Source organism: Streptomyces sp. NPDC048565 (assembly GCF_040650935.1).
Classification (GTDB): domain Bacteria; phylum Actinomycetota; class Actinomycetes; order Streptomycetales; family Streptomycetaceae; genus Streptomyces.
Genome location: NZ_JBEZIH010000011.1, coordinates 70,324 through 95,182 on the forward strand (window position 1 = coordinate 70,324; position 24,859 = coordinate 95,182).

The 24,859-nt window shown below is 71.5% G+C and carries 23 protein-coding genes and 2 pseudogenes; 12 read left to right on the forward strand and 13 right to left on the reverse strand.

Annotated elements, in window-relative coordinates; translation table 11 throughout:
- Together AB0C75_RS15615 and AB0C75_RS15620 are read left to right on the forward strand one after the other, a co-directional pair.
- Window positions 1-1,950, forward strand: coding sequence for a fumarate reductase/succinate dehydrogenase flavoprotein subunit (locus AB0C75_RS15615; protein WP_362890963.1), 1,950 nt, complete (start codon window positions 1-3; stop codon window positions 1,948-1,950).
- Window positions 1,947-2,693 carry a succinate dehydrogenase/fumarate reductase iron-sulfur subunit gene (locus AB0C75_RS15620; protein ID WP_362890965.1) on the forward strand — a complete coding sequence of 249 codons (747 nt, stop codon included), beginning with the start codon at window positions 1,947-1,949 and terminating at the stop codon, window positions 2,691-2,693. The genes AB0C75_RS15615 and AB0C75_RS15620 overlap by 4 nt, the downstream gene beginning before the upstream one ends.
- A 15-nt stretch (window positions 2,694-2,708) precedes the next feature.
- Here AB0C75_RS15620 and AB0C75_RS15625 read toward each other — a convergent pair whose 3' ends face one another.
- Together AB0C75_RS15625 and AB0C75_RS15630 are read right to left on the reverse strand one after the other, a co-directional pair.
- Window positions 2,709-5,135: an excinuclease ABC subunit UvrA gene (locus tag AB0C75_RS15625; RefSeq protein ID WP_362890967.1), complete on the reverse strand. Its 2,427-nt coding sequence runs from the start codon at window positions 5,133-5,135 to the stop codon at window positions 2,709-2,711.
- A 95-nt stretch (window positions 5,136-5,230) separates the two neighbouring features.
- Window positions 5,231-5,422, reverse strand: a complete 192-nt coding sequence (locus AB0C75_RS15630) for a DUF6381 family protein (RefSeq protein WP_362890968.1) — start codon at window positions 5,420-5,422, stop codon at window positions 5,231-5,233.
- A gap of 201 nt (window positions 5,423-5,623) precedes the next feature.
- Between AB0C75_RS15630 and AB0C75_RS15635 the strand changes: the two genes are divergently transcribed.
- Window positions 5,624-6,112: a hypothetical protein gene (locus AB0C75_RS15635; RefSeq protein WP_362890970.1), complete on the forward strand. Its 489-nt coding sequence runs from the start codon at window positions 5,624-5,626 to the stop codon at window positions 6,110-6,112.
- An 18-nt stretch (window positions 6,113-6,130) separates the two neighbouring features.
- Here AB0C75_RS15635 and AB0C75_RS15640 read toward each other — a convergent pair whose 3' ends face one another.
- Window positions 6,131-6,346 (reverse strand): dodecin, encoded by a 216-nt coding sequence (locus AB0C75_RS15640; protein WP_362890972.1) that lies wholly within the window; start codon window positions 6,344-6,346, stop codon window positions 6,131-6,133.
- A 203-nt stretch (window positions 6,347-6,549) separates the two neighbouring features.
- Between AB0C75_RS15640 and AB0C75_RS15645 the strand changes: the two genes are divergently transcribed.
- From AB0C75_RS15645 to AB0C75_RS15655, 3 genes are all read left to right on the forward strand, one after another.
- A complete protein-coding gene (locus AB0C75_RS15645; protein ID WP_362890974.1) occupies window positions 6,550-7,809 on the forward strand; it encodes an extracellular solute-binding protein in 1,260 nt (419 codons plus the stop codon).
- 216 nt (window positions 7,810-8,025) lie between these two features.
- Entirely contained in the window at window positions 8,026-8,850 is an 825-nt protein-coding gene (locus AB0C75_RS15650) for a GNAT family N-acyltransferase (RefSeq protein WP_362890976.1), read from the forward strand.
- Window positions 8,847-9,713 carry a lysophospholipid acyltransferase family protein gene (locus tag AB0C75_RS15655; RefSeq protein ID WP_362890978.1) on the forward strand — a complete coding sequence of 289 codons (867 nt, stop codon included), beginning with the start codon at window positions 8,847-8,849 and terminating at the stop codon, window positions 9,711-9,713. The genes AB0C75_RS15650 and AB0C75_RS15655 overlap by 4 nt, the downstream gene beginning before the upstream one ends.
- On the opposite strand, the gene egtD is transcribed toward AB0C75_RS15655, so the two are convergent.
- The 7 genes from egtD to AB0C75_RS15690 all read right to left on the reverse strand — a co-directional run bounded on the left by egtD (window position 9,656) and on the right by AB0C75_RS15690 (window position 17,721).
- Complete coding sequence (gene egtD / locus AB0C75_RS15660) at window positions 9,656-10,618, reverse strand: L-histidine N(alpha)-methyltransferase (protein WP_362890980.1); 963 nt, start codon at window positions 10,616-10,618, stop codon at window positions 9,656-9,658. The two genes, AB0C75_RS15655 and egtD, sit on opposite strands and share 58 nt — an antisense overlap.
- Window positions 10,615-11,370, reverse strand: coding sequence for an ergothioneine biosynthesis protein EgtC (gene egtC / locus AB0C75_RS15665; RefSeq protein ID WP_362890982.1), 756 nt, complete (start codon window positions 11,368-11,370; stop codon window positions 10,615-10,617). Before egtC ends, egtD begins: the two co-directional genes overlap by 4 nt.
- Window positions 11,370-12,710, reverse strand: a complete 1,341-nt coding sequence (gene egtB, locus AB0C75_RS15670; protein ID WP_362890986.1) for an ergothioneine biosynthesis protein EgtB — start codon at window positions 12,708-12,710, stop codon at window positions 11,370-11,372. Before egtB ends, egtC begins: the two co-directional genes overlap by 1 nt.
- On the reverse strand, window positions 12,707-14,005 hold the full coding sequence (egtA, locus tag AB0C75_RS15675) for an ergothioneine biosynthesis glutamate--cysteine ligase EgtA (RefSeq protein ID WP_362890988.1): 1,299 nt from the start codon (window positions 14,003-14,005) through the stop codon (window positions 12,707-12,709). Before egtA ends, egtB begins: the two co-directional genes overlap by 4 nt.
- 190 nt (window positions 14,006-14,195) lie before the next feature.
- Window positions 14,196-14,663 carry a type II toxin-antitoxin system PemK/MazF family toxin gene (locus AB0C75_RS15680; RefSeq protein ID WP_362890990.1) on the reverse strand — a complete coding sequence of 156 codons (468 nt, stop codon included), beginning with the start codon at window positions 14,661-14,663 and terminating at the stop codon, window positions 14,196-14,198.
- A gap of 90 nt (window positions 14,664-14,753) precedes the next feature.
- Window positions 14,754-16,175, reverse strand: coding sequence for a Re/Si-specific NAD(P)(+) transhydrogenase subunit beta (gene pntB, locus AB0C75_RS15685; RefSeq protein WP_362890992.1), 1,422 nt, complete (start codon window positions 16,173-16,175; stop codon window positions 14,754-14,756).
- A gap of 1 nt (window position 16,176) precedes the next feature.
- The gene (locus tag AB0C75_RS15690; RefSeq protein ID WP_362890994.1) at window positions 16,177-17,721 is read right to left on the reverse strand and encodes a Re/Si-specific NAD(P)(+) transhydrogenase subunit alpha; all 1,545 of its coding nucleotides are present in this window, start codon (window positions 17,719-17,721) and stop codon (window positions 16,177-16,179) included.
- 366 nt (window positions 17,722-18,087) lie between these two features.
- Here AB0C75_RS15690 and AB0C75_RS15695 point away from each other — a divergent pair, with 366 nt between their 5' ends.
- Window positions 18,088-19,116: a LacI family DNA-binding transcriptional regulator gene (locus tag AB0C75_RS15695; protein WP_362890996.1), complete on the forward strand. Its 1,029-nt coding sequence runs from the start codon at window positions 18,088-18,090 to the stop codon at window positions 19,114-19,116.
- A gap of 62 nt (window positions 19,117-19,178) precedes the next feature.
- Complete coding sequence (locus AB0C75_RS15700) at window positions 19,179-19,520, forward strand: hypothetical protein (RefSeq protein ID WP_362890998.1); 342 nt, start codon at window positions 19,179-19,181, stop codon at window positions 19,518-19,520.
- Between the two features lie 81 nt (window positions 19,521-19,601).
- Here the strand turns inward: AB0C75_RS15700 and trxA are convergent, their stop codons facing one another.
- Complete coding sequence (trxA, locus tag AB0C75_RS15705; protein ID WP_362891000.1) at window positions 19,602-19,997, reverse strand: thioredoxin; 396 nt, start codon at window positions 19,995-19,997, stop codon at window positions 19,602-19,604.
- Window positions 19,998-20,112: 115 nt separating this feature from the next.
- On the opposite strand from trxA, the gene AB0C75_RS15710 reads away from it, so the two are divergent.
- The 3 genes from AB0C75_RS15710 (at window position 20,113) to AB0C75_RS15720 (ending at window position 23,384) form a co-directional block, all read left to right on the forward strand.
- Window positions 20,113-21,558, forward strand: coding sequence for an NAD(P)/FAD-dependent oxidoreductase (locus AB0C75_RS15710; protein ID WP_362891002.1), 1,446 nt, complete (start codon window positions 20,113-20,115; stop codon window positions 21,556-21,558).
- Between the two features lie 247 nt (window positions 21,559-21,805).
- On the forward strand, window positions 21,806-22,378 hold the full coding sequence (locus AB0C75_RS15715) for a TetR family transcriptional regulator (RefSeq protein WP_362891004.1): 573 nt from the start codon (window positions 21,806-21,808) through the stop codon (window positions 22,376-22,378).
- A gap of 109 nt (window positions 22,379-22,487) precedes the next feature.
- Complete coding sequence (locus tag AB0C75_RS15720) at window positions 22,488-23,384, forward strand: SDR family NAD(P)-dependent oxidoreductase (RefSeq protein ID WP_362891006.1); 897 nt, start codon at window positions 22,488-22,490, stop codon at window positions 23,382-23,384.
- On the opposite strand, the pseudogene AB0C75_RS15725 reads toward AB0C75_RS15720, so the two are convergent.
- Window positions 23,332-23,699, reverse strand: a pseudogene (locus AB0C75_RS15725) (ElyC/SanA/YdcF family protein); the annotation flags it as partial. The gene AB0C75_RS15720 and the pseudogene AB0C75_RS15725 sit on opposite strands and share 53 nt — an antisense overlap.
- 159 nt (window positions 23,700-23,858) lie before the next feature.
- Between AB0C75_RS15725 and AB0C75_RS15730 the strand changes: the two are divergent.
- A pseudogene (locus AB0C75_RS15730) lies at window positions 23,859-24,287 on the forward strand (ATP-binding cassette domain-containing protein); the annotation flags it as partial.
- Here the strand turns inward: AB0C75_RS15730 and AB0C75_RS15735 are convergent.
- Window positions 24,262-24,849, reverse strand: a complete 588-nt coding sequence (locus AB0C75_RS15735) for a helix-turn-helix domain-containing protein (protein WP_362891008.1) — start codon at window positions 24,847-24,849, stop codon at window positions 24,262-24,264. The pseudogene AB0C75_RS15730 and the gene AB0C75_RS15735 sit on opposite strands and share 26 nt — an antisense overlap.
- Window positions 24,850-24,859 lie beyond the last annotated feature (10 nt).

Genomic DNA, 24,859 nt, shown 5'->3' on the forward strand with positions numbered 1-24,859 from the left:
ATGAGCGACTACACGAACTACCGCACCGGCGAGCCCGTCGTCGACACCAAGGCGCCCGAGGGCCCCGTCGCCGACCGCTGGGACACCCGCCGCTTCGAGGCGAAGCTCGTCAACCCGGCCAACCGACGCAAGCACACCGTCATCGTCGTCGGTACCGGCCTCGCGGGCGGCTCGGCCGGTGCGACCCTCGCCGAACAGGGCTACCACGTCGTCCAGTTCTGCTTCCAGGACTCGCCCAGGCGTGCCCACTCCGTCGCAGCGCAGGGCGGCATCAACGCGGCCAAGAACTACCGCAACGACGGCGACTCCGTACACCGCCTCTTCTACGACACCGTCAAGGGCGGGGACTTCCGCGCCCGGGAGTCCAACGTCCACCGGCTGGCCGAGATCTCGGTGGAGATCATCGACCAGTGCGTCGCCCAGGGCGTCCCCTTCGCCCGCGAGTACGGAGGCCTCCTCGACAACCGCTCCTTCGGCGGCGTCCAGGTCTCCCGCACCTTCTACGCCCGCGGCCAGACGGGGCAGCAACTGCTCCTCGGCGCCTACCAGGCGCTCTCCTGCCAGATCGCCGCAGGCAACGTCGAACTGCACTCCCGCACCGAGATGCTCGACCTGATCGTCGTCGACGGCAAGGCCCGCGGCATCGTGGCCCGCGACCTCGTCACCGGGAAGACCGACACCTACTTCGCCGACGCGGTCGTCCTTGCCAGCGGTGGCTACGGCAACGTCTTCTACCTGTCGACGAACGCCATGAACTCCAACGCCACCGCCATCTGGCGCGCCCACCGCCGAGGCGCCTACTTCGCGAACCCCTGCTTCACCCAGATCCACCCCACCTGCATCCCGCGCACCGGCGACCACCAGTCGAAGCTCACCCTGATGAGCGAGTCGCTGCGCAACGACGGACGCATCTGGGTCCCGAAGGCCAAGGGCGACGACCGCCCCGCCAACCAGATCCCGGAGGACGAGCGGGACTACTACCTGGAGCGGATCTACCCGGCCTTCGGCAACCTCGTGCCCCGCGACATCGCCTCGCGCGCCGCGAAGAACGTCTGCGACGAGGGGCGCGGCGTCGGCCCCGGCGGCCAGGGCGTCTACCTCGACTTCGCCGAGGCCATCGCACGCATGGGCCGCAGGGCGGTCGAGGAGAAGTACGGCAACCTCTTCGACATGTACGCCCGGATCACCGCGGAGAACCCGTACGAGACGCCGATGCGCATCTACCCCGCCGTGCACTACACGATGGGCGGCCTCTGGGTCGACTACGACCTGCAGACCACGATCCCCGGCCTCTTCGCCGTGGGCGAGGCCAACTTCTCCGACCACGGCGCCAACCGCCTCGGTGCCTCCGCGCTGATGCAGGGCCTCGCCGACGGCTACTTCGTCCTGCCGTCGACCATCAACGACTACCTGGCCCGCAACCCGCACAGCGAGGAGATCGACGCCGGCCACCCGGCGGTCACCGAGGTGCTCGCCGACACCGAGGACCGGCTCAACCTCCTCCTCGCGGTCGACGGCGACCGGACCCCGGACTCCTTCCACCGGGAGATCGGCGAACTCATGTGGGAGTTCTGCGGGATGGCCCGCACCGAGGAGGGGCTGCGCAAGGCCCTCGACCGGATCCCGCGCATCCGGGCGGAGTTCTGGCGGCGCATCAAGGTTCCCGGAACCGGCGAACAGTTCAACCAGTCGCTGGAGAAGGCCAACCGCGTCGTCGACTACCTGGAGCTCGCCGAGCTCATGTGCCTCGATGCCTTGCACCGCGCCGAGTCCTGCGGCGGCCACTTCCGTGAGGAGTCCCAGACCCCCGAGGGCGAGGCCGCCCGCCGCGACGAGGAGTTCTCCTACGCGGCGGCCTGGGAGTTCAGCGCCACCGGCGACGCCCCCGTCCTGCACAAGGAAGACCTCGTCTTCGAGTACGTCCACCCCACCCAGCGGAGCTACGCATGAAGCTCACCCTGCGCGTCTGGCGCCAGCAGAACGCCGAGGCGCCCGGTGCCATGGCCACCTACGAAGTCGACGGCATCTCGCGGGACATGTCGTTCCTGGAGATGCTCGACACCCTCAACGAGGAGCTCATCCTCGGCGGGGACGAGCCCGTCGCCTTCGACCACGACTGCCGTGAGGGCATCTGCGGCGCGTGCAGCCTCGTCATCAACGGCGACGCCCACGGCCCGGAGCGGACCACCACCTGCCAGCTCCACATGCGGTCCTTCGACGACGGCGACACCATCGACATCGAGCCGTGGCGCGCCTCGGCCTTCCCGGTCGTCAAGGACCTGGTCGTGGACCGCTCGTCCTTCGACCGGATCATCCAGGCCGGCGGGTACATCTCGGCGCCCACCGGCACCGCACCCGACGCGCACGCCACTCCGGTGCCCAAGCCGGACGCCGACTCGGCCTTCGAGCACGCCGAGTGCATCGGCTGTGGTGCCTGCGTCGCCGCCTGCCCGAACGGCTCGGCGATGCTCTTCACCTCCGCCAAGATCAACCACCTCAACGTGCTCCCGCAGGGCGCGCCCGAGCGGGAGACCAGGGTGCTCGACATGGTCGCCACCATGGACGACGAGGGGTTCGGCGGCTGCACGCTGGCCGGCGAGTGCGCCACGGCCTGCCCCAAGGGCATCCCGCTGCCGTCGATCACGGCGATGAACAAGGAGTGGCTGCGCGCCAACCGCACGGTGCGCCGCTGACCCGGCGGCGGGGAGTCAGCCGGTCCGCAACGCCTTCGCCAGGTACGCGGCCGTACGGCTCCCCGCCGCGCGGGCGACCTCCCGTGGTGTGCCGGTGGCAACGATCCGGCCACCGCGGTCACCGCCCCCGGGGCCCAGGTCGATCACGTGGTCCGCGCCGGCCACCACGGCCATGTCGTGCTCCACGACCACCACCGTGCTCCCCGCGTCCACCAGACCGTGCAACTGCCGCATCAGCACCTCCACATCGGCCGGATGCAGCCCCGTCGTCGGCTCGTCCAGCAGATAGAGGGTGTGCCCGCGCCGGGCGCGCTGGAGCTCCGTGGCGAGCTTGATCCGCTGTGCCTCGCCGCCCGAGAGCTCCGTCGCCGGCTGGCCCAGACGCAGATAGCCGAGCCCCACGTCCAGCAGAGCCCGCAGACTGCGCTCGGCCGCCGGAGTCCCGGCGAGGAAGCCGGCCGCCGCCTCCACGGTCAGGTCCAGCACCTCGGCGATCGTGAGACCGCGCAGGGTGACCTCCAGCGTCCGCGGGTTGTAGCGCGCGCCGTGACAGTCCGGGCAGGGCGCGTACGTACTGGGCAGGAAGAGCAGTTCGACCGAGACGAACCCCTCGCCCTGACAGGTCTCGCACCGCCCACCCGCCACATTGAACGAGAACCGGCCCGCCCGGTACTTCCGCTCGCGCGCGGTCTCCGTCTCCGCGAACAGCTTCCGCACGACGTCGAACAGCCCGGTGTAGGTGGCCAGGTTGGACCGGGGCGTACGGCCGATGGGCCGCTGGTCGACCTGCACGAGCCGGTCCACCGCGTCCAGGCCCTCCGCCGACGCGCACCCCCGCACCACCGGCGCGGCAGGATCCTCCCCGGTCTCCGCCGTCCGCCGGTCGGCCAGCACCCCCGCCAGCACCTGGCCGACCAGGGTCGACTTGCCCGAACCCGACACACCCGTGACCGCCGTCAGCACACCGAGAGGGAACGCGGCGTCGATGCCGTGCACATTGTGCAGGTCGACCCCGCGCAGCGTGATCCACCCCGACGGGGTGCGTGGCTCCCGCGCCGGCACCGGGTCCTCGTCGAAGAGGAAGCGCCGCGTGGCGGATCCGGCGACCCCGGCGAGATCCGCCGGCGGACCGCTGTGCAGGACCAGGCCTCCGTGCTCGCCGGCCAGTGGCCCCACATCCACCAGCCAGTCGGCCTGCCGCACCACGTCCATCTGGTGTTCCACCACGAACACCGAGTTCCCGGCCTGCCTGAGCCTGCCCAGCACACCGAGCAGTGCCTCCGTGTCGGCCGGGTGGAGGCCGGCCGACGGCTCGTCCAGCACGTAGACGACGCCGAACAGCCCTGAGCGCAGCTGGGTGGCGAGCCGCAGCCGCTGCAACTCACCCGAGGACAGCGTCGGGGCCGTACGGTCGAGGCTGAGATAGCCGAGCCCCAGCTCGGTGACCGGGCCGATCCTGGCCAGCAGGTCCGCCGTCAGCACCCGGGCCGTGTCACTCCCGCCGCCCGCGTCCAGCAGCACCTCGGTGAGGGCGGTGAGGGGCAGCGCGACGAAGTCGGCGATCGTGCGGCCGGCGAACGTGACCGCCATGGCCTCCGGCCGCAGCCGGCCGCCCCCGCACACCGGACACGGCGCGCTCGTCAGGAAGCGCTCCGCCTTCGCACGCAGCGCCCGGCTCCTGGAATCCGCGAACGTGTGCATCACATAGCGGCGCGCGCTCATGTACGTACCCTGGTAAGGGCGTTGGATGCGGCCCGCGTCGCGTACCGGATGGACCGTCACCACCGGCTGCTCGTCGGTGAACAGGATCCACTCGCGGTCCGCGGGCGCCAGCTCCCGCCAGGGCCGCTCGATGTCGTATCCGAGTGCGTCCAGCACATCGCGCAGGTTCTTGCCCTGCCAGGCTCCCGGCCAGGCGGCGATCGCTCCCTCCCGGACGGACAACGACGGGTCGGGGACGAGCAGTTCCTCGGTGGTGCGGTGGATCCGCCCCAGGCCGTGGCACTCGGGGCACGCGCCGGCAGCCGTGTTCGGGGAGAAGGAGTCCGAGTCGAGGCGTTCGGCGCCCGGCGGATAGTCACCGGCACGCGAGAAGAGCATGCGCAGGGAGTTGGACAGCGTGGTGACCGTGCCCACCGAGGAGCGTGACCCGGGCGCCGAGCGCCGCTGTTCCAGGGACACGGCGGGCGGCAGGCCGGTGATCTCCCCGACGTCGGGCGCGCCGACCTGGTGGATCAGCCGCCGGGCGTACGGGGCGACGGACTCGAAGTACCGGCGCTGGGCCTCCGCGTAGACGGTCCCGAACGCCAGGGAGGACTTCCCCGAGCCCGAGACCCCGGTGAAGACCACGAGGCTGTCGCGTGGAATGTCGACGTCCACGTCGCGCAGATTGTGCTCACGCGCGCCGCGTACCCGGACGTACGGATCATGAGGGGTGGACATCGGCGTACGGCTCCGTGGGGATCGGTGGCGGGGGCATGCTTCTGCCGGTGATCCTCCCGCACGCGGAAGCACCACCGGCAGCGCGGGGGGCGGACCTACACCATCGGGTCCATGCCGCGGTCCGTCATGGAGCTCTCCTGCTCGCCCTGCTCCCGCAGACGGCGGGCCTTGTCCTGCAGGCGCCGGCGCTGCTCCGGATCGGTGGCGCGCTCCGCGGCCTCGTTGAGTTCCTGGGCCTTGGCACGCAGCTGCTGGGCACGGCCGCCTGACTCACCTGCAACGCTCATGATCACTCCTGGATCTGTGGGGGAGCGGACCCCTTCAGCGAAACAGCGGCGGGGCCCGTCTGCATCTCGAGCGCCGTGTCCCGTGCGGACCTCCCGTCCGGTGCCGGGGTGGCGCGGTACGTCCACGAAGCGGGCCCAGGAGATCGCAGCTGGGGCGCTGAACGCCCCGCAGCGACCTCAGGGTTCTCTAAGCTGGGTGCCGTGAGTGACGACACCCGGCCGCTGGCCGTATTCGACCTTGACGGCACACTCGCCGACAGCGGCCACCGGCAGCACTTCCTCGAGGGTTCGCGGCGGGACTGGAACGGTTTCTTCTCGGCCGCACCCCACGATCCTCCGCTGGCGGAGGGCGTGAGCCTGGCCCTGGCGAGCGCCGATGAGTGCGAGGTCGTCTATCTGACCGGCAGGCCCGAGAGGTGCCGCAGGGACACCCTGGCCTGGCTGGAGCGGCAGGGTCTGCCGAGGGGCAGTGTGCACATGCGGCGCGATGCCGACCGGCGGCCGGCCCGCCGTACCAAGCTGGAGATTCTTGAACGACTGGGCCGGGAGCGCGACGTGCGCGTGCTCGTCGACGACGACGAGCTGGTGTGCGACGCGGCCGAGAAGGCCGGGTTCACGGTCGTCCGCGCCCGATGGGCCGTGGCCTCGCCCTCACTGAAGGACGCGCAGGAGCGCGAGGGACGTACCTGACAGGATCGTTCGGGCGGGTCAGGCGCCCTCGTCGAGCCGGAAGCCGACCTTGAGTCCTACCTGGTAGTGGGCGATGCGACCGTCCTCGATATGGCCCCGGACCTGCGTCATCTCGAACCAGTCGAGATTGTGCAACGTTTCGGAGGCTCTTGCGACGCCGTTCCGGATCGCCGCGTCCAGGCCCTCCTCGGAGGTTCCTACGATCTCGGTGACCCGGTAGGTGTGATTAGACATCTAATGTCTCCTTTCGTGATTCCACGGTGCCTCACTCCGTGGTGGCGCGCGAGGTGTCCGCTCTCGCGATTCACGGTCGGCGGGGCTTGACCAGCTCATTGGTCCATACCAAACTCCGCTCCATACGCCCGTGCGAGCGCCGCCCGCAGTCCCCCCATCCGGGTCCTGTCATGTCGTTGTGCCGTTCCGCAGAAGGTGACCTCGTGAAGATCCGCAAACTGGCCGGAGCCGTAGCGCTCGTTTCCGTCGTCACGCTGAGCGGCTGCGGCTGCGGCTACCTGCCCGGCACGGGCGCGGGCGGCAGCACGGTGACGGTGTGGCTGATGAAGGGCAGTGCCTCCGCGGACTTCCTCGACCGCTTCAAGGAGTCGTACGAGTCCGAGCACCCTACGATCGAACTGGAGTTCGCTCTCCAGGAGTGGGGAGGCATCGGCCCGAAGGTGCTCGAAGCGCTCGAGGCCGATGACGCACCCGACGTCATCGAGGTCGGCAACACCCAGGTCGCCCAGTACGCCCAGAGTGGCAAGCTGCGCGATCTCACCCTGGAGTCGATACGTGACCTGGGCGGGGCCGACTGGCTGCCGGGGCTCGCCGACCCGGGCAAGGTCAACGGCGGACAGTACGGAATCCCCTGGTACGCGGCCAACCGCGTCGTGATCTACAACAAGGACCTCTTCGAGGAGGCGGGGATCACCGAACCCCCCAGGACCCGTGAGGAATGGGCGGACATCAGTGAGCGGCTGAACACAGCGGGCCGGCAGGGCATCTACCTCGCCGGGCAGAACTGGTACGTACTCGCCGGGTTCATCTGGGACGAGGGCGGTGAGCTCGCCGACGAGGGCGGCGGCGACTGGGAGGGCGCGCTGGACTCGCCGGCCGCACTGCGCGGCATGGACTTCTACAAGACGCTCCAGGCGCTCGGTGCGGGCCCCAAGGACGCCGACGAGCAGACGCCCCCGGAGACCGACGTGTTCGCCGAGGGGAACGTCGCCCAGATCATCGCCGTGCCCGGCAGCGCCGCACTCATCGAACAGCAGAACCCCGAACTCAAGGGGAAACTCGGCTACTTCCCCATCCCCGGCAAGAGCGCGAAGAAGCCCGGCGCCGTCTTCACCGGAGGATCCGACCTGATCGTGCCCGAGGGCGCCGACCGGCGGAGCGAGGGCATCGACGTGGTGAAGGCACTCGCGGGGGAGAAGTGGCAGACCGAACTCGCCCGCGCCATGAGCTACGTACCGAACAAGCCCGCCCTCGCGAAGGCCGTCGAAGGCCAGGAAGGGACCGCGGCGATGGCGCGGGGCGCCACCGAGGGCCGCGCCACCCCCAACTCGCCCTACTGGCCGGCCGTCGAGGAGGACAACCCCATCAAGCCGTACATGACGGCGGTGCTGGAGGGCGGAGATCCGGCGGAGGAGGCCAGGAAGGCGTCCGACAGCATCACCTCCAAGCTGATCACCGGCTGAACGGAACGGCTGACGGAGCGGCTGACGGAGCGGCTGACGGAGCGGCTGTCCGGCACCGGTCGAGGTCCGGCGACCCGGGGGATTCAGCCGTCGCACATCCCCTCGCTCCACGGCGGTCATGTCGAATCCAGCCGGTCACGGAAGAAGTAGGGGGCCGGGCCGTCGCACCCCCGCGGCGGCAGCCGGCCCCCGCTGATCCGTCCCCCGGAGACCGCCATGACCGTGCTGCCGCTCACCTCCTCAGCCCCCGCACCCCTCACCCCCGCCGACGTGCCCGATCGGCGTCCGGCCACCGCCGACGCCCCCTCGGGCTACCGGGTCTCCCTGGCCACCTGCGAGGACGACGTACGTGCCGCTCAGCGCCTGCGGCACCTCGTGTTCGCCGGCGAGCTCGGCGCCCGGCTCGACAGCACCGAACCCGGTCTGGACAGCGACGCCTTCGACGCGTACTGCGACCACCTGCTGGTGCGCGAGGTGGCCACGGCGGAGGTGGTCGCCACCTACCGGCTGCTGCCGCCCGAGGGAGCCAGGCTCGCGGGCGGCCTCTACGCGGAGGGCGAGTTCGACCTCGGCCGGCTCGGCCCGATCCGCGACGACCTCGTCGAGGTGGGCAGGTCCTGCGTCCACCCCGCCCACCGGGACGGTGCCGTCATCGCGCTGATCTGGGCGGGCCTGGCCCGCTACATGGAGCGCACCGGCCACAGCTGGCTGGCCGGCTGCTGCTCCATACCCCTGGCCGACGGAGGAGCACTGGCCGCCAGGAGCTGGGACACCGTGCGGACCCACAACCTCGCCCCCGAGGAGTACTGGGTCACCCCCCACCGCCTCTGGGACACCTCCGGACACCCCGGCGGCGGGGCGGGCGGCCGCGCCGGACTGCCGCCGCTGCTGCGCGGCTATCTCCGCCTCGGCGCCTGGGTCTGCGGAGCGCCCGCCCACGACCCGGACTTCGACGTCGCCGACCTCTACGTCCTGCTCCCGATGCACCGCACGGACCCGCGCTATCTGCGCCACTTCCTTTCCCTGGCCCCGCTGCGATGAGCGCCTGGCTGCCCCTCGCCCCCTGCACCCCGCGCGACTGCGCACACCACGAGGGCGCCCGACGCGCGACACCGCACGCCGTCGCCCTGCTCCTGGCCGGGTGCTCCCTCACCCTCCTCGGGGTGCTGAGCGTGCCGGCGGTGCTGCTCCTGGCGCCGGCCTGGCGCGACCGGCTGATCCGCCGGTGGGCCCGCGCGGTGGTGCGGGCCTTCGGCGTACGGGTACGGGTCACCGGGCTCCCCGTGGGCCGGGCCCGGCCCACGGCGGGAGAGCTCGTCGTCGCCAACCACGTCTCGTGGCTGGACATCCCGCTCGTGGCCGGCGTGTTCCCCGCCCGGATGGTCGCCAAGAGCGAGATACGGACCTGGCCGCTGCTCGGGCCGCTCGCCGCCCTGGGCGGCACCCTGTTCATCGAGCGGGACCGCCTGCGGGCCCTGCCGGACGCGGTGCGGGCCCTCGCCGGGGCACTGGCGTCCGGGTCACGGGTCGCGGTGTTCCCGCAGGGCAGCACCTGGTGCGGCCGGAGCGGCGGCGGCCGGTTCCGGGCCGCCGCCTTCCAGGCGGCGATCGACGCCGGCTCCGCCGTCCGCCCGGTCCGCATCCGTTACCGCACGGCGACGACGAACGCGGCGGGGGCCGCCGCGTTCGTCGGGGACGACCCGCTGGCCGCCTCGCTGTGGCGCGTGGTGACCGCCGCGGGGCTCACCGCCGAGATCCATGTCCTGCCTCAGGTCCCCGCCGTCCCCGCCGTCCCCGCCGCCCGGGCCGGCGGTGGGACCGGACGGCGGGACCTGGCACGGGCGGCTCAGTCCGCCGTCGCCAGCGACAGCGCGAACCTGCCCGCCTCGTCCGTCCACCACTGATCCAGCCGCAGGCCCGCCGCCGCCAGCTCGTCGCGCACCCTGTCCTCACGGAACTTCGCCGAGATCTCCGTGCGCAGTTCCTCACCCTCGTCGAACTGCACCACCAGATCCAGCTCCCGGATCTTGACCGTCAGCGCCCGGCGGGCACGCAGCCGCATCTCGATCCACTCGTTGTCCGGATCCCACAGCGCCACATGAGCGAAGTCGTCGGGCGGGAAGTCCGCCCCCAGCTCGCGGTTCACCACGGCCAGCACGTTCTTGTTGAACGCGGCCGTCACCCCCGCAGCGTCGTCGTACGCCGCGACGAGGGTCGCCTCGTCCTTGACCAGGTCGGTGCCCAGTAGCAGCCCGTCACCCGGCGCGAGCCGCGCGCGTACCGACCGCAGGAACTCCGCGCGCTCCGCCGGGAGCAGATTGCCCAGCGTCCCGCCGAGGAACACCACCAGTCGCGGCCCGGGGCTCTCGGGCAGCTCCAGGACATGCGTGAAGTCCGCGACGAGCGCGTGCACGGAGAGCTCGGGACGCTCGGCGAGCAGCGCGTCGGCCGCACCCGAGAGCGCGCTCTCACTGACATCGACCGGCACATACGTGTCCAGCGCCGGCAGCGCTTCCAGCAGATGCCTCGTCTTGTCCGACGAGCCCGACCCCAGCTCGATCAGGGTCCGTGCCCCGGACGCCGCGGCGATCTCCCCGGCGCGGGCGATCAGGATCTCCCGCTCGGCACGCGTCGGGTAGTACTCGTCCAGCCGGGTGATCTCCTCGAACAGATCACTGCCGCGCGCGTCGTAGAACCACTTGGGCGGCAGCGTCTTCGGGCGCCGCGTCAGACCGCCGAGCACATCGGCGCGCAGCGCCGCGTCCGTCGCGTCCGCGGGCAGGGTGCGGGTCAGCAGGAAGGGACTCACGCGGTGGGCTCCTTGAGCGGGGTCAGCAGGACATCGTCGCGCGTCGCGGTCAGCAGAGTGCGGTCGGCGACCTCGCGCCAGTGCGGATCTTCGTCGTACGGCTCCGAGGCCACCACCGTGCGGCGGCCCGCCTCGTGGAGATACCAGAGGGAGTCGCCCCAGGTGGTCGCCACGATCCTGGAGCCGTCGGTGAGCAGCAGGTTGAGGCGTGAACCGGGGGCGGCGGAGCCGATGTCACGCACCGTGTCGACGATCGCCCGCGCTGTCTCGTCACCCTGCCCCACCCGGTGGAGCACCAGCGCCCAGATGAGCGCCGAATCGCTCCGTGCCGCCAGGGCCAGCAGCCTCTCGGGTGGCAGCTCCCCGGCCAGCGACGCCAGCGAGCCCGGCCAGCCCCGCACCGCGCCGTTGTGGCTGAACAGCAGCCGCCCATCGGCGAAGGGAGCCGCGGCGGCCTCCCCGTCCGCCCCGGCGAACGTCGCGTCACGGACCGCGGCGAGCAGCGCCGTGCTGCGCACCACCCGGGTCAGATCGGCGAAGGTCTCGTCGCCCCATACCGGTCCCGCGCGGCGGTAGCGGCCGGGCGCCGGGTCCCCGTCCGCGTACCAGCCGACACCGAACCCGTCGGCGTTGACGGTGCCCGACCGCTGACGCCGTGGCTCCCAGGACTGGCGCACCAGCCCGTGGGAGGGCGAGGAGAGTACCTCGCCCAGCGCCACCGAGGGCCCCACATAAGCGATATGACGGCACATCAGGCGTCCCTCGCCGTACGGAAACCGGAGAAGATCTGGCGCCGTACGGGAAGGTCCCAGTTGCGGAACGTGCCCCGGCAGGCCACCGGGTCGACGGCGAACGAACCACCGCGCAGCACCTTGTGCCCCGGCCCGAAGAACACCTCCGAGTACTCGCGGTACGGGAACGCGGCGAAGCCCGGGTAGGGCAGGAAGTCGCTCGACGTCCACTCCCACACGTCCCCGATCAGCTGGCCCGCGCCCGCAGGCGACCGGCCGCCCGGGTACGCCCCGGCCGCCGCGGGCCGCAGATGGCGCTGGCCCAGATTGGCCCGCTCGGGTGTCGGGTCCTCATCGCCCCACGGGTAGCGCAGCGAACGCCCCGAGGCGGGGTCGTGCCGGGCGGCCTTCTCCCACTCCGGCTCGGTCGGCAGACGCCGGCCCGCCCAGCGGGCGTACGCGTCCGCCTCGTACCAGCTGACGTGGAGCACCGGTTCGTCCGCCCGCACGGCCTCGGTCACACCGAAGCGCCGCCGCAGCCACTGCCCGGAGTCACGGTGCCAGAACAGGGGAGCGGTCAGTTCGTGTTCACGCACCATCGCCCAGCCCTCGGGGGCCCACCAGCGCTCCTCGGTGTACCCGCCGTCCTCGATGAAACGCCGGTAGGCACCGCAGGTGACCGGGGCGGTGTCGATGTGGAACGCGGCCACCTCGCGTCGGTGCGCAGGACGCTCGTTGTCCAGGGCCCAGGGCTCGGTGGAGGTGCCCATGGTGAACGGACCTCCGGGGACCAGGACTTCGGAGGGCAGCGTCACCGGACCGGCGGGCTCCGGAGGCTCGGGGGCGCTGAGCACCGCCGGCCCCGAGCGGAGCTGATGAGTGATCAACATCGTTTCGTCGTGCTGCTGTTCGTGCTGGGCGACCATGCCGAAGGCGAACCCTGCCCGCTCCAGTGGCCGGCCCCCGCCGTGCAGCGGAGCGGCACCGAGGATGTCCAGTGCCCTGCCGCGCACATCGGCGGCGTACACACGCGCCTCGGCGGGTGCCAGCAGGGGCAGTGAGGGCCGGCTGGCCCGGGGGTGCTCGAAGGCGTCGTACAGCCCGTCGATCTCGGGGCGCATCGCCTCGCGGCCGCCCACGGCCCGCAGCAGCCACAGCTCCTCCTGGTTCCCGATGTGCGCCAGGTCCCAGACCAGGGGCGACATCAGGGGGGAGTGCTGCGCGGTGAGATCGTGATCGTCGACGCTGTCGGTGAGCAGCGCGGTGCGCTCCCGGGCGGTGAGAAGCGCGGCCAGGGCCCGCTCGCGGAGCGTCTCCGCGTCGAGTTCCCCGCCGGGGTGCGGAGCGGAGGTGTCAGTCATCGGACCAAGCCCTTTCCGTACGGGACCTGCGCCGGGTCGGGGAAATCGTCGGCCGGACATCGGCCCCGGGCCACATAGCGGTCATGGAAGGCGGCAACCGTCCTGATGACGTGGTCGCTCGCCCCGATCCTCGGCAGCGCCTCCAGCGCAGCCGTGAAGCAGGCGAGCGCCGCGGCCGCCAGCTCCGGATCGCTGAGGCCGTCACGGGCGGCGGCCGTCCAGAGCGGGTTGCGGGGCGCGGCCGGCAGCCCCGCGGTCTCGGCCAGAGGCTTCACGGTGCGGTACACGGTCTCCGTTGCCTCCGGGTCGTCGAACAGAGCGGTGGTGACGGCCAGTGGTACGAGCCAGCCGTCGGTGCCGGACTGGGCGTCGATCATGCGCAGTTCCAGGTGCCCGCGCGGGCGCATCGGTGGGAACAGCGTGGTGAGGTGATAGTCGAGATCGGCCCGCACCGGCGGCCTCGGCCCACCGCCGCGGATCCAGTCCCGGAACGTCAGACCCTCGGGTACGGCCCAGGGGCCGTCCTCGTTCCTGACGCACATCACCGGCGTGGCGAGCACATGCGTGGTCCAGGCGTCCCGGGGCGCGAGACGGCCCTGCGGCGCGAGCGTCCTGGCCGGATCGAGACCCGCCCACAGCGACTGCCGCGTCGACCGCCAGCCGGTCCGCCGGCCCTCCCGGTACGGCGAATTGGCGAACGCGGCGACCAGGACCGCGCCCAGCAGATGCCCGAGCTGCCAGCGCCGCCCGTAGCCGAGGGGACCCGGCTCCTCCTCACCGGCGTCCAGGCAGACCTGGACGGACGCGGAGGTGCACATCATGGCGCGGCCATCGGTGCCCGAGCGGTCCAGCGCCGCCTCCATGGCGTCGTAGCGTGGCTCCCGGAGCAGCCGGCGCGGCGGATGCCACGGGTCCACGCCCAGGCCGGCCAGGGTCAGCCCGGCCCGGTCGAGCGTGTCGCGTACGGACGTCAGATCGGCGGCCGTGGCGTCGACGCACGCCATCATGGACTCCGCCGGCTGGGAGCTGAGCTCCAGCTGGCCCCCCGGTTCGAAGGTCAGGGCGGCGTCCAGCGGGGTGGCGCGGACGGCGTCGGCCGCGGCGCGGAGCCGGTCGGGGGAGACGGCGTCCTCGGGATGTTCACGGTCGTGGATGAGCCATTCCAGCTCCACACCGACCGTCCGGGGCGGCCCGGTCTTGAAACATATGCCGCGGAGCAGATCCTCCGCCTCTTCCTCACCGAGCGGCGCCGCGTCGACGGGCGGGCCGTGCTGACCGAGAGTGTCCGGGGGCATGCTGGGCCTCCTCTTCGGGTGCTTCCTTCCCACCCAAACCCTTACCGGGAGTTCGCACAAGGGTGCCCCTGCGCGCCCTGAACCGATCGCGCCCATGCCGTCACGGCGTCCAGCATGCCCCGTATGCACCACACGGGCGCACCCGCACGAGCGCCAGGCCGCGCCGCTGCCGCCCCTCCCCGGCCGGCGGTCAGTTCCAGCCGTAGCGCTCCCGCAGCCGCCCCACGACCAGGTCGAACCTCCCTCGGTCCAGCGCACAGGCCTCGCGTCGCATCCCGTCCTCGTGCAGCCGCAGGACCCGGTCCAGGTCCACCCAGGACGGCCGTCCCGAGCTGTCCCACGGGCCCGCGCCCAGGGAGACCCACTCGTGGTCGCTATCGTGCTGCTTGCTGGACAGCTGCACGGCGAGGAGGGTGCCCCGCTCCTCCCGGGCCACGACGAGAACCGGCCGGTCCTTGCCCCGGCCGTCGTTCTCCTCGAACGGCACCCAGGTCCAGACGATTTCGCCGGGGTCCGGATCGCCGTCGCGGTCGGGTGCGTACGAGGTGCGGACGGGCCCCACGTCGAGGGGTTCCGCCTCCGTGGTGGCGGCGGGACCGCTGCGGCCGGGGAAGTCGGTCGTGCTGTCGCTGCTGTGATTGGTGTGCTGGAACGTCATCGGAACACCGTAGAACCTGTACGGCCGGATCCGTGGAGCGGGTCGACGGAACGTACCGCGCGGTGGCTGCCGCACGGGACCACCACACCGTCAGACCGGCACCCGCTGCAGCGCGTGGAGAATCTCCTCCACCTTCGTCCTGGCGTTGCCGAAGAGCATCTGCGTGTTCTCCCGGAAGAAGAGCGGGTTCTGCACGCCCGCGTAGCCGACGGCCATCGACCGCTTGAAGACGATGGCCTTCCTCGCCTCCCACACGCGCAGGACGGGCATGCCGGCGATGGGGCTGCCCGGGTCCTCCATGGCGGCCGGGTTGACGGTGTCGTTGGCGCCGATGACCAGGACGACGTCGGTGTCGGCCAGGTCGTCGTTGATCTCGTCCATCTCGAGCACGATGTCGTAGGGCACCTTCGCCTCGGCCAGGAGCACGTTCATGTGGCCCGGCAGGCGGCCGGCGACCGGGTGGATGCCGAATCGGACGTCGACGCCCCGCTCGCGCAGGGTGCGGGTGAGGTCGGCCACCGGATACTGCGCCTGCGCGACGGCCATGCCGTAGCCCGGCGTGATCACGACTCGCGAGGCACCGGTCAGCAGCTCCGCGGTCTCCTCCGCGGTGATCTCGCGGTGCTCGCCCTGCTCGACGTCGCCCGACGGGCCGGCCTCGATGCCGAAGCCGCCTGCGATGACCGAGAGGAAGGAGCGGTTCATCGCCCGGCACATGATGAACGACAGATACGCACCGCTGGAGCCGACGAGCGCGCCGGTGACGATCAGCAGGTCGTTGTCGAGCAGGAAGCCCGAGGCCGCTGCCGCCCAGCCGGAGTAGCTGTTGAGCATCGAGACCACGACCGGCATGTCGCCGCCGCCGATGGAGGCGACCAGGTGCCAGCCGAAGAGCAGGGCGATCGCGGTGGCCGCGACGATCGGCCACGCGTCCGGGGAGATCACGAAGCGCACGGTCAGCGCGGCGAAGGCGACGAGTGCGCCAAGGTTGAGCACGTTCTTGCCCGGCAGTACGAGCGGCGCCGACTTGATCTTCGCGCTGAGCTTGAGGTAGGCGACGATCGAGCCGGTGAAGGTGACCGCGCCGATGAAGATGCCGATGAGGACCTCGGCGTGATGGATGCGCAGCAGGGACCCGGCGAAGGTCGCCAGGCCCTCGCGTTCGACCTCGACGTACGACGCCCAGCCGACCAGCACGGCCGCCAGACCGACGAAGGAGTGGAGAAGCGCGATCAGTTCGGGCATGCCGGTCATCCGCACGACCCGGGCCCGCCACAGGCCGATGGCCGCGCCGATGACGACGGCGGCCACCAGGATCACCACGACCCGGCCGCGTGCGGTCGAGTCGTGCAGGCACAGACCGATGGTGGCGGCCAGGGCGACGGCCATGCCGACCACCCCGTAGGTCAGGCCTCCTCTGGCCGACTCGTTCTTGGAGAGCCCCGCGAGGCTGAGGACGAACAGGAGGGCCGCGACCAGGTAGGCCGCGGTCGCGATCGAGCCGGCGGACATGTCAGGCACCCTTCGAGAACATGGCGAGCATGCGCCGGGTGGAGGCGAAGCCGCCGAAGATGTTGATGGAGGCGAGCAGGATGGCGATGCCGGCCATGATCTGGATCGGCGTGTGGTCCATGCCGACCTGGAGGAGCGCTCCGACGACGATGACGCCGGAGATCGCGTTGGTGACCGACATCAGCGGGGTGTGCAGCGCGTGAGCCACCTTGCCGATGACGTAGTAGCCGATGACGACCGCGAGTGAGAGCACGGTGAAGTGCTGGGGGACGGGTGCCGGGGCGAAGGCGTTGACGAGGAAGAAGGCGGCCAGGCCGGCGAGGACGAGCCCGAGCTTCGCGCCCCGGGAGAGGTGCTTCGCCTCCTGCGCGGCCGGCTGAACGGCTGCCACGGTCGTGGGGGACGCCACCGCCGCCGCCGACACCTGGACGGGCGGCGGCGGCCACAGCTTCTCGCCCTCACGTACGACGGTGATCCCGCGCTGCACCTCGTCTTCGAGGTCGAGCACGAGCCGGCCGTCCTTGCCGGGGGTCAGCAGCTTCATCAGGTTGACGAGATTGGTGCCGTACAACTGGCTTGCCTGGGTGGGGAGACGGCCGGCGAGATCGGTGTAACCCAGGATCGTGACGCCGCCCGAGGTGACGACCTTCTCGCCCGCGACGCTCCCCTCGACGTTGCCGCCCATGCCCGCTGCCATGTCGACGACGACGCTGCCGGGCTTCATCGACGCCACGTCGGCGGCGGTGATCAGCCGCGGCGCGGGACGGCCCTGGACCAGCGCGGTGGTGATGACGATGTCGACGTCGGCGGCTTGCTCGGTGTACAGCCGGGCGGCAGCCTCGTTGTAGCGCTCGGACGTCGCCTTCGCGTAGCCGTCCGATGACTGCTGAGCCTCCTCCGCGACGACGACGGGGAGATACTCGCCACCCAGCGATGCCACCTGGTCGGCGACCTCGGGGCGCGGGTCGGTGGCTCGTACGATCGCGCCCAGCGACGACGCGGCGCCGATCGCGGCCAGACCCGCGACCCCGGCACCGGCGACGAGCACCTTCGCCGGCGGCACCTTGCCCGCGGCCGTCACCTGGCCGGTGAAGAAGCGGCGGAACTGGTGGGCCGCCTCGACGACCGCGCGATAGCCGGCGATGTTGGCCATCGAGGAGAGCACATCGAGCGACTGTGCGCGGCTGATGCGCGGCACCGCGTCCATGGCGAGCACCGTGATCTTGCGGGAGGCGAGTGCGTCGATCAGTTCGGGGTTGGCGGCCGGCGCCAGCGTCGATACCAGCGTGGCACCGTCCTTGGGCCGCGTGATCTCGTCGAGCGAGGGGCCGTTGACGCGGAGGACGACATCGGCCGCCCACGCCTCGTCGTCGGTACCGATCCGGGCCCCTGCCTCGGCGTACGCCGTGTCGCCGAAGGCGGAGAGCTCACCGGCCCCGGCCGCGACCACCACCTCGTAGCCCAGGCCCTTCAGCTGTCCGACCGTCGCGGGGGTCGCGGCTGCCCGCGTCTCCCCGGCCGGTTCGCGGGGCACTCCGATGAGCATCGTCGACTCCTTCAGGTCCTTCACGCATGGGGCTGGGCAAGGGGAACTCCGGTGCCGGTCCGACAACTCGGGCCGGACTCGGACCAGTTTCGCGCTTCATACGCGATAAAGCAGGCGATCAGTACAGGACGAGCGGGGGATGGAGCAGCAGGCAACACCATCGACGGGGGAGTGAGCTCGGTCGTTCCACGCAGCGCCGGAGCGGAGGGTGGTGTGCCGAGCGAACAGAGGCCCCCTCGACCACGGTCGACGGAGGCCACCAGGCATGTCCCTGCCGCGAACCCCTTGCCCGACGCGGGCTGCCGGAGCGTAACGGTGCCCCGGCCCGCCGACACGGCGTAGTGGTCTGGAAGACTGCCGCACGCCATGAGCCAGTTATCCGAGCAGCCCGCGGGCGTCTCCGTACCGACCAGCGCCGATGTCGCGCGGCTCGCAGGAGTGTCCCGGGCCACCGTGTCCTACGTACTGAACAACAACACGAGCGTGCGGATCAGTGAATCCACCCGCCGCCGGGTCAGAGAGGCCGCGGCGGATCTCGGCTACGTCCCGCACGCGGCGGCCCGGAGCCTTCGGGCCGGGCACACGGGGATGGTGCTGCTGCCCGCAGGACAGGCCCAGGCGGGACCCGCCTACCAGCGGTTCTTCGCCGGGCTCGAGTCGGGTCTGCGCCGCCTCGACTACGTCGTCGTGCAGTACGGCAGCGCCGGCCTGGACGCCGACGAGGCGGCCAGGGCGTGGGCGGAACTGCGCCCCGTCGCCGTCGTGTCGCCCGGGAGCATCACCCTGACCGCGTACGGCACCGGGGTGCTCACCCGCTCCGGGGCCAAGGCGGTGATCACGCTGGGCCCGCAACCGGTGGAGGGCGCGCATGCCCTGGTCATGGACCAGCGCGAGGTCGGCGGCTGCGCCGTGCGGCATCTGCTGGCGCGCGGACGGCGCAGGATCGGCGTGGTCATGCCCCAGGAGGCCGGCCTCGCGCTGTTCGCCGAACCACGGCTGGCCGGAGCGGTGCGCGCGGTGGAGGAGTCGGCGGCGGACGCCCATGTCCTGCCGCTGCCCCTGCGGTACGCGGAGGAGTCGGCCGAGGAGCTCGCAGCCCGCTGGCGGACGCTGGGCCTGGACGCCGTGTTCGCGTACAACGACGAATACGCGATGCTGCTGATGCGGGCACTCCAGGACGCCGGCATCGACGTACCCGCCGAGACGGCGGTGGTCGGCGCCGACGACCTGATGCTCGGCAGGCTTCTGCGGCCCCGGCTCAGCAGCGTCACCCTGGAACTGGCGACCGCGCAGTCACCGGCCGAGATGATCGACCGTCTGGTACGGAATCCCCGCGGCGCGCCGGAGCGTCACGAACTGCTGCGTGCCGCGGCGGTGCCACGTGAATCCAGCTGACCGGGCAGGCGGGGCGGCGTTGCGACATGCGCGGGTGGCCGTGGATGTCTAGCGTCGACGGCATGAGCCATCCGCAGAGCTACGAGATCCTGCTGTTCCCGGAACCGGAGGAGCCCGTCACCGAGGCGCCCGCGCCAGGCACCGCCATTCGCTCAGCGGTCGTGGCGGCCACCGGGGAGACGGGGGCGTCGGGCTATCCGCACTACACCGGGAACGGCATGGAGGCGGACATCGACCCCGCCTCGCACACCGTGGAAGCGCTGCTGGTGGACGGCGCGGAGCTGGATGTCGGGCTGACGGCCAGGATCGCCGACCGCATCCGGGGTACGGAGGAGCAGGAGGCCGGGACGGAGCGGAATGGGACGGGGCGTACCGATACGGAGCAGGCCGGGACGGACAGCTGAATCCGTCCCGCCGCCGCGTGACGAAGGCCCGGCCGTTCGAACGGCCGGGCCTTCATCACGTCTGTCGCACGTGGACAGGGACTACTGCTGCTCCTGCTGTGCCTGCCCCTGCTGTGCCTGCTTCTGCTCCTCGACGGACTTGCGTACCTCGTCCATGTCCAGGTTGCGAGCCTGACCGATGACGTCCTCCAGCGCCGACTCGGGGAGTGCCCCCGGCTGCGAGAAGACCGCCACGTTGTCACGGACGATCATCAGCGTCGGGATGGACTGGATCTCGAAGGCGGCTGCCAGCTCCTGCTGCGCCTCCGTGTCGACCTTGGCGAAGACCAGGTCGGGGTGGCGCTCGGACGCCGAGTCGTAGACCGGGGCGAACTGCTTGCACGGACCACACCAGGAAGCCCAGAAGTCGATCAGCAGAAACTCGTTCTCGCTCACGACCTGATCAAAATTTTCCTTGGTGAGCTCTACGGTGCTCATACTCTGATACCTCTTCCTGGGACCGTTCGGACCTGTCGGGCACAACGGTGACGTCACTTGCGCTATTCCGCCTGCCCATGTGGCCGCTGCGCACACCCACGAGCACACTGTTCGCATGACTGATGATGATGGTGTGCGGGAAAGCGAGTACGACGTCCTGGTCATCGGGGCGGGCCCCGTGGGGGAGAACGTGGCGGACCGTGCCAGGGCCGCCGGGCTGAGCACCGCGGTGATCGAGTCCGAGCTCATCGGCGGCGAGTGTTCGTACTGGGCGTGCATGCCCAGCAAGGCGCTGCTCCGCCCGGTCGTCGCACGAGCCGACGCGCGCCGGGTACCCGGACTCAGCGGCGCGGTGCAGGGACCGCTCCACGCGGAAGCCGTTCTCGCCCACCGTGACGACGAGGCCTCGCACTGGAAGGACGACGGCCAGGTCGGATGGCTGGACAGCATCGGCGCGGACATCTACCGCGGCGTGGGTCGGCTGACCGGCGTCCGCCAGGTGTCCGTCACGGCCGCCGACGGATCCGTGCGGGACCTCACCGCCCGGCACGCCGTCGCCGTCTGCACCGGGAGCCGGGCCGTGGTCCCGGCGCTGCCCGGTGTCGCGGACGTCCGGCCGTGGACCAGCCGCGAGGCGACCAGCGCCAAGGAGGTCCCGGACCGGCTCGTCGTGGTGGGAGGGGGAGTCGTCGGGGTGGAGATGGCCACCGTCTGGCAGGGGCTCGGCGCCGAGGTGACGATGCTGATCCGTGGCAGCCGGCTGCTCCCCAAGATGGAGCCCTTCGCGGGTGAGCTGGTCGCGGAGGCGCTGACCGAGGCCGGGGCGCGGATCCTGACCGGGGTCTCGGCCACCGGCGTGAGCAGGGCAGGACACGACGGGCCGGTCACCGTCGAGCTGGACGACGGGCAACGGCTGGAGACCGACGAGATCCTCTTCGCCACCGGCCGCGCCCCACGCACCGACGACCTCGGCCTCGACACGGTGGGCCTCAGGCCCGGGTCCTGGCTCGACGTCGACGACAGCTGCCGTGTGGAGGGCAGCGACTGGCTGTACGCGGTCGGAGACGTCAACCACCGCGCTCTCCTCACCCACCAGGGCAAGTACCAGGCCCGTATCGCGGGAGCCGCGATGGCGGCCCGAGCGCAGGAGACCCCGCTGCTGGAGACGGACCGCTGGGGCGCGCACGCGGCCACCGCCGATCACGCGGCCGTCCCCCAGGTCGTTTTCACGGATCCGGAGGCCGCATCGGTCGGCCTCACGCTCGCCGAGGCGGAAGCGGCGGGCCATCGGGTGCGCGCCGTCGACCAGGACCTGGCCGCGGTCGCAGGCTCCGGCCTGTACGCGCAGGGCTACAAGGGACGTGCCCGGATGGTCGTCGACCTGGACCGCGAGATCCTGCTCGGTGTCACCTTCGTCGGACCTGGCATCGGTGAACTCCTGCACTCGGCGACGATCGCCGTCGCAGGCGAGGTCCCGATCGAGCGGCTCTGGCACGCGGTGCCCGCCTACCCGACGATCAGTGAGGTGTGGCTGCGGCTGCTGGAGGCTTTCAGGGGGTAGGACCCCTTGTCGGCCGCACCGACGCGGCTGAGGACCGGCCCTCCGAGACGACGGAGTCCGCGTCGTCAGGCACCTGCGTGTACGTGTGCGGTCCACACCGACGGCAGGTTCGGATTACTGGGTCCTGAGCCGGCTCCCGACGCGCGACGGCGGGTGCGACGGGGTTTGTGCACCGACGCGGGAGGTGGCGCCGCTGTCCAGCTCGTCGCCCAGGACGCGCGGGGCGGCGGCTGCCTATGCTGGCGTGGTGACACCGCGAGCGGGGCAGGAGAAAGAGCTGAGGGCCGATGCCGCGCGCAATCGTGCCCGCATCCTCCAGGTCGCCCGCGGGCAGTTGACCGCCGGTGACAACTCGCTGCAGCTGAACGCCGTCGCACGGCTCGCCGGAGTGGGCGTCGGGACGGTCTACCGGCACTTCCCCAATCGGCATGCGCTGGTGGAGGCGCTCTCGGCGGAACGCTTCCGGGAGCTGCTCGAAGAGGCACAGGCGGCGGCCGCCGTGGAGGACCCGCTGACGGGCCTGCGCCGGCTGCTGCGCTTCACGCTCGACCGGATGCTGGACGACCCCGACTTCGCGACCGTGCTGGAGTCCGCGGGCGATGTCGATGTGCGGACGTCGCAGATGAAGGCCGAGCTCGACCGGACGGTCATGAGCCTGCTGGACCGCGCCCGCCTGGACGGCGCCGTCCGGGGAGTCTTCGGGGCCGAGGACGTACGCCGTCTGCTGTGCGGCGTGGGACACGCGGTGCGCTCCGGGGGCGGCGAAGTCAGGGACCTCTACCTCGACGTTCTGCTGGAAGGGCTGCGCCCGCCGCGTTGACCGCGGTATCCCGTCACCCACACTCCAACCGGATAGCTATCCGTATGTGTTAGCGTGCCCGCATCGAAACGGATGGTTATCCGATTGTGCGGTGGGCGAAGGGGTCGAAGTGAGTCGACGGGCGATAGTGACGGCAGGTACCGGGGGCATCGGTCTGGAGACCGCGAAGGGGCTCGCGCACCACGGCTACGCCGTCACGGTGGTCGGCCGCAACCCCGAGCGAGGCGCGAGCGCCGTCCGGGAGATATCGGCGGTCGCGAACGGCGGCGCACCGCGATTCGTGGCCGCCGACCTGGCATCGCTCGGCGATGTCCGTGCGTTGGCCGCGCGACTGGCGGCCGAAGGGCCGCTGGGGGTGCTGGTCAACAACGTCGGCGCGATGTTCGCCGAACGACAGCGGACCGTCGACGGTGTCGAGGCGTCGTTCGCCGTCAATCACCTCTCGCCGTACCTGCTGACCGAGCTGCTGCTCGACCGGCTCCAGGCGGACGCGCCGAGCCGGATCGTCAATGTCAGCTCCGCCGCGGTCAGGGCTGCCAAGCGCGGCTTCGACGCCGTGGAACCTCCGGGTGGCTACTACGGCTTCCACTGGTACGGCAGGGCCAAGCTCGCCAACCTCGCCTACACCCTTCACCTGGCCGAACGCCTCCGCGATACCGAGGTGTCGGTCTTCGCGGCCGATCCCGGCGGGGCTGCCACCGGGATGACGAACGGCACCATGACCTCACCGAAGATCGTCTCCCCGCCGCTGCGCCTGCTGTGGCCGCTGGTCCGCCGGGTCTTCGAGCGCTCCACCTCCGGCTCCGCGTCGACGGCCGCCCGGTCGTCCGTCTTCGCCGCCACCGACGTCTCGCTCGACGGGCGGACCGGCCTTGTCATCGGGCCCGAGGCCCGCCCCGTCCCTCTCTTCCGCGGCGCAACGGACCCCCGGACCGCCGAGAACGTCCTCAGGCTCAGCAGGGAGCTGGCTCCCACGGGCGGCGACCACGGCGTCCAGCACGGTTGAGCCCGATTGTGAGGCCGCGGAGCGTCCGGACTCCGTACAGGGCCAGCAGCGGTTTGGCGAAGGTCCATTCGCCGGGGCGGTAGTCGTCCGCGCGTACGAGAGCCTCTCGGCGAGGTCGGGGCGCTGTCGCAGCAAGTACGCCCGGGCCTTGAGGGCGTGGGCCGGCCGGGAGGCGATCTTGATGCGGTCGACGTCCTCGAGCAGCGGGATCACGTTGGTGATGTTCTCCCAGGTCGTTCTGCTCCGGTCCTCGATGAGCACCGTGCCGTCGAAGTCGAGCACCGACTTCGCGTAGTCCGCCGACAACCGGGTGTCGGCGGCGGTCTTCACGATCACGGCGGTGCTCCTGGGGGACACGGTCAGCGCCGTGGCAGGGGTGGACGCCTCCCCGGCGGAACGCGCCGAGGTCCGCACGCGTCTCGGCCTGGACAAGTCCATGGCCGGGAATGCGGCGAGGAGGCGACGGCCTAGACCGCCAAGCTGCTCGGCCTGGTCGGTCTGGAGCCCCAGGTGCTGGGGCGCCGGCCGGGCGAACTGTCGGGTGGCCAGCGTCAACGGGTGGCTCTGGCCAGGGCGTTGGCCGCCGGACCGCGTGTCCTGGTGTGTGACGAGATCACCTCGGAGCTCGACCAGGACACCGGGAGCGGCATCCTGGCCCTGCTCAACACCCTGCGGCGGACGCTGGGGCTGACCGTCGTGATGGTGACCCAGGACCTGGCCGCTGACGCCCGCTGCGCCGACCGCGTCGTCGTCCTGGACGCCGGGCGCGTGGTCGAGTCAGGTGCCGCGGACCGCGTCCTCGGTCACCCGGAGCACCTGGTGACACGCGAACCGGTCGGCGCCGGCCGGCCGCCGGTCCGCCCGGAGGAGTCGCTCCTCACGCACCTGGAGAACGGCCGGTGACCTCCCAGGCCGCCTCGATCATCTCGAAGATCTCGTCCACCGCGGCATCCGGCTCGGCCGCCTCACGGGCCAGCGCATAGGCGTCGATCACGAACCGCGCGATCGACCGGCTCGCCGTCCCGGTCCGGCCCAGTCCGGGATCGGCCGCGATGGCCGCCGACAGCGTCTCCGCGTGACGCAGCCTCATCGACTCCTCATACCTCCGCAGGGCGGGTGAGGCGTCGATCAGATGCCACGTCGGGGCGGCGCCGGCCGCCGTGCAGTGCCGTACCAGGGCGTGGATCTCCTGACGCAGCCGAGGGATGAGCGGCTCGTCCGGCGCCCGGCCGGTGACCGCCCGTGTGAGGCGCTGCTCGAAGTCCTCGTCCTGCTCGAACACGAGCGCCTCTTTGGCGGCGAAGTGGGAGAAGAGCGTGGTCACGGCCACGTCGGCCTCGGAAGCCACTTCGCGGATGCCCACCGCGTCGAACCCGCGGTCCAGGAAGAGCCGCAGGGCGGTGTCGGCGATCTTCTGGCGGGTCGCGGCTTTCTTGCGCTCACGGCGCCCGGTCGGCACGGTCATGACCTCACAC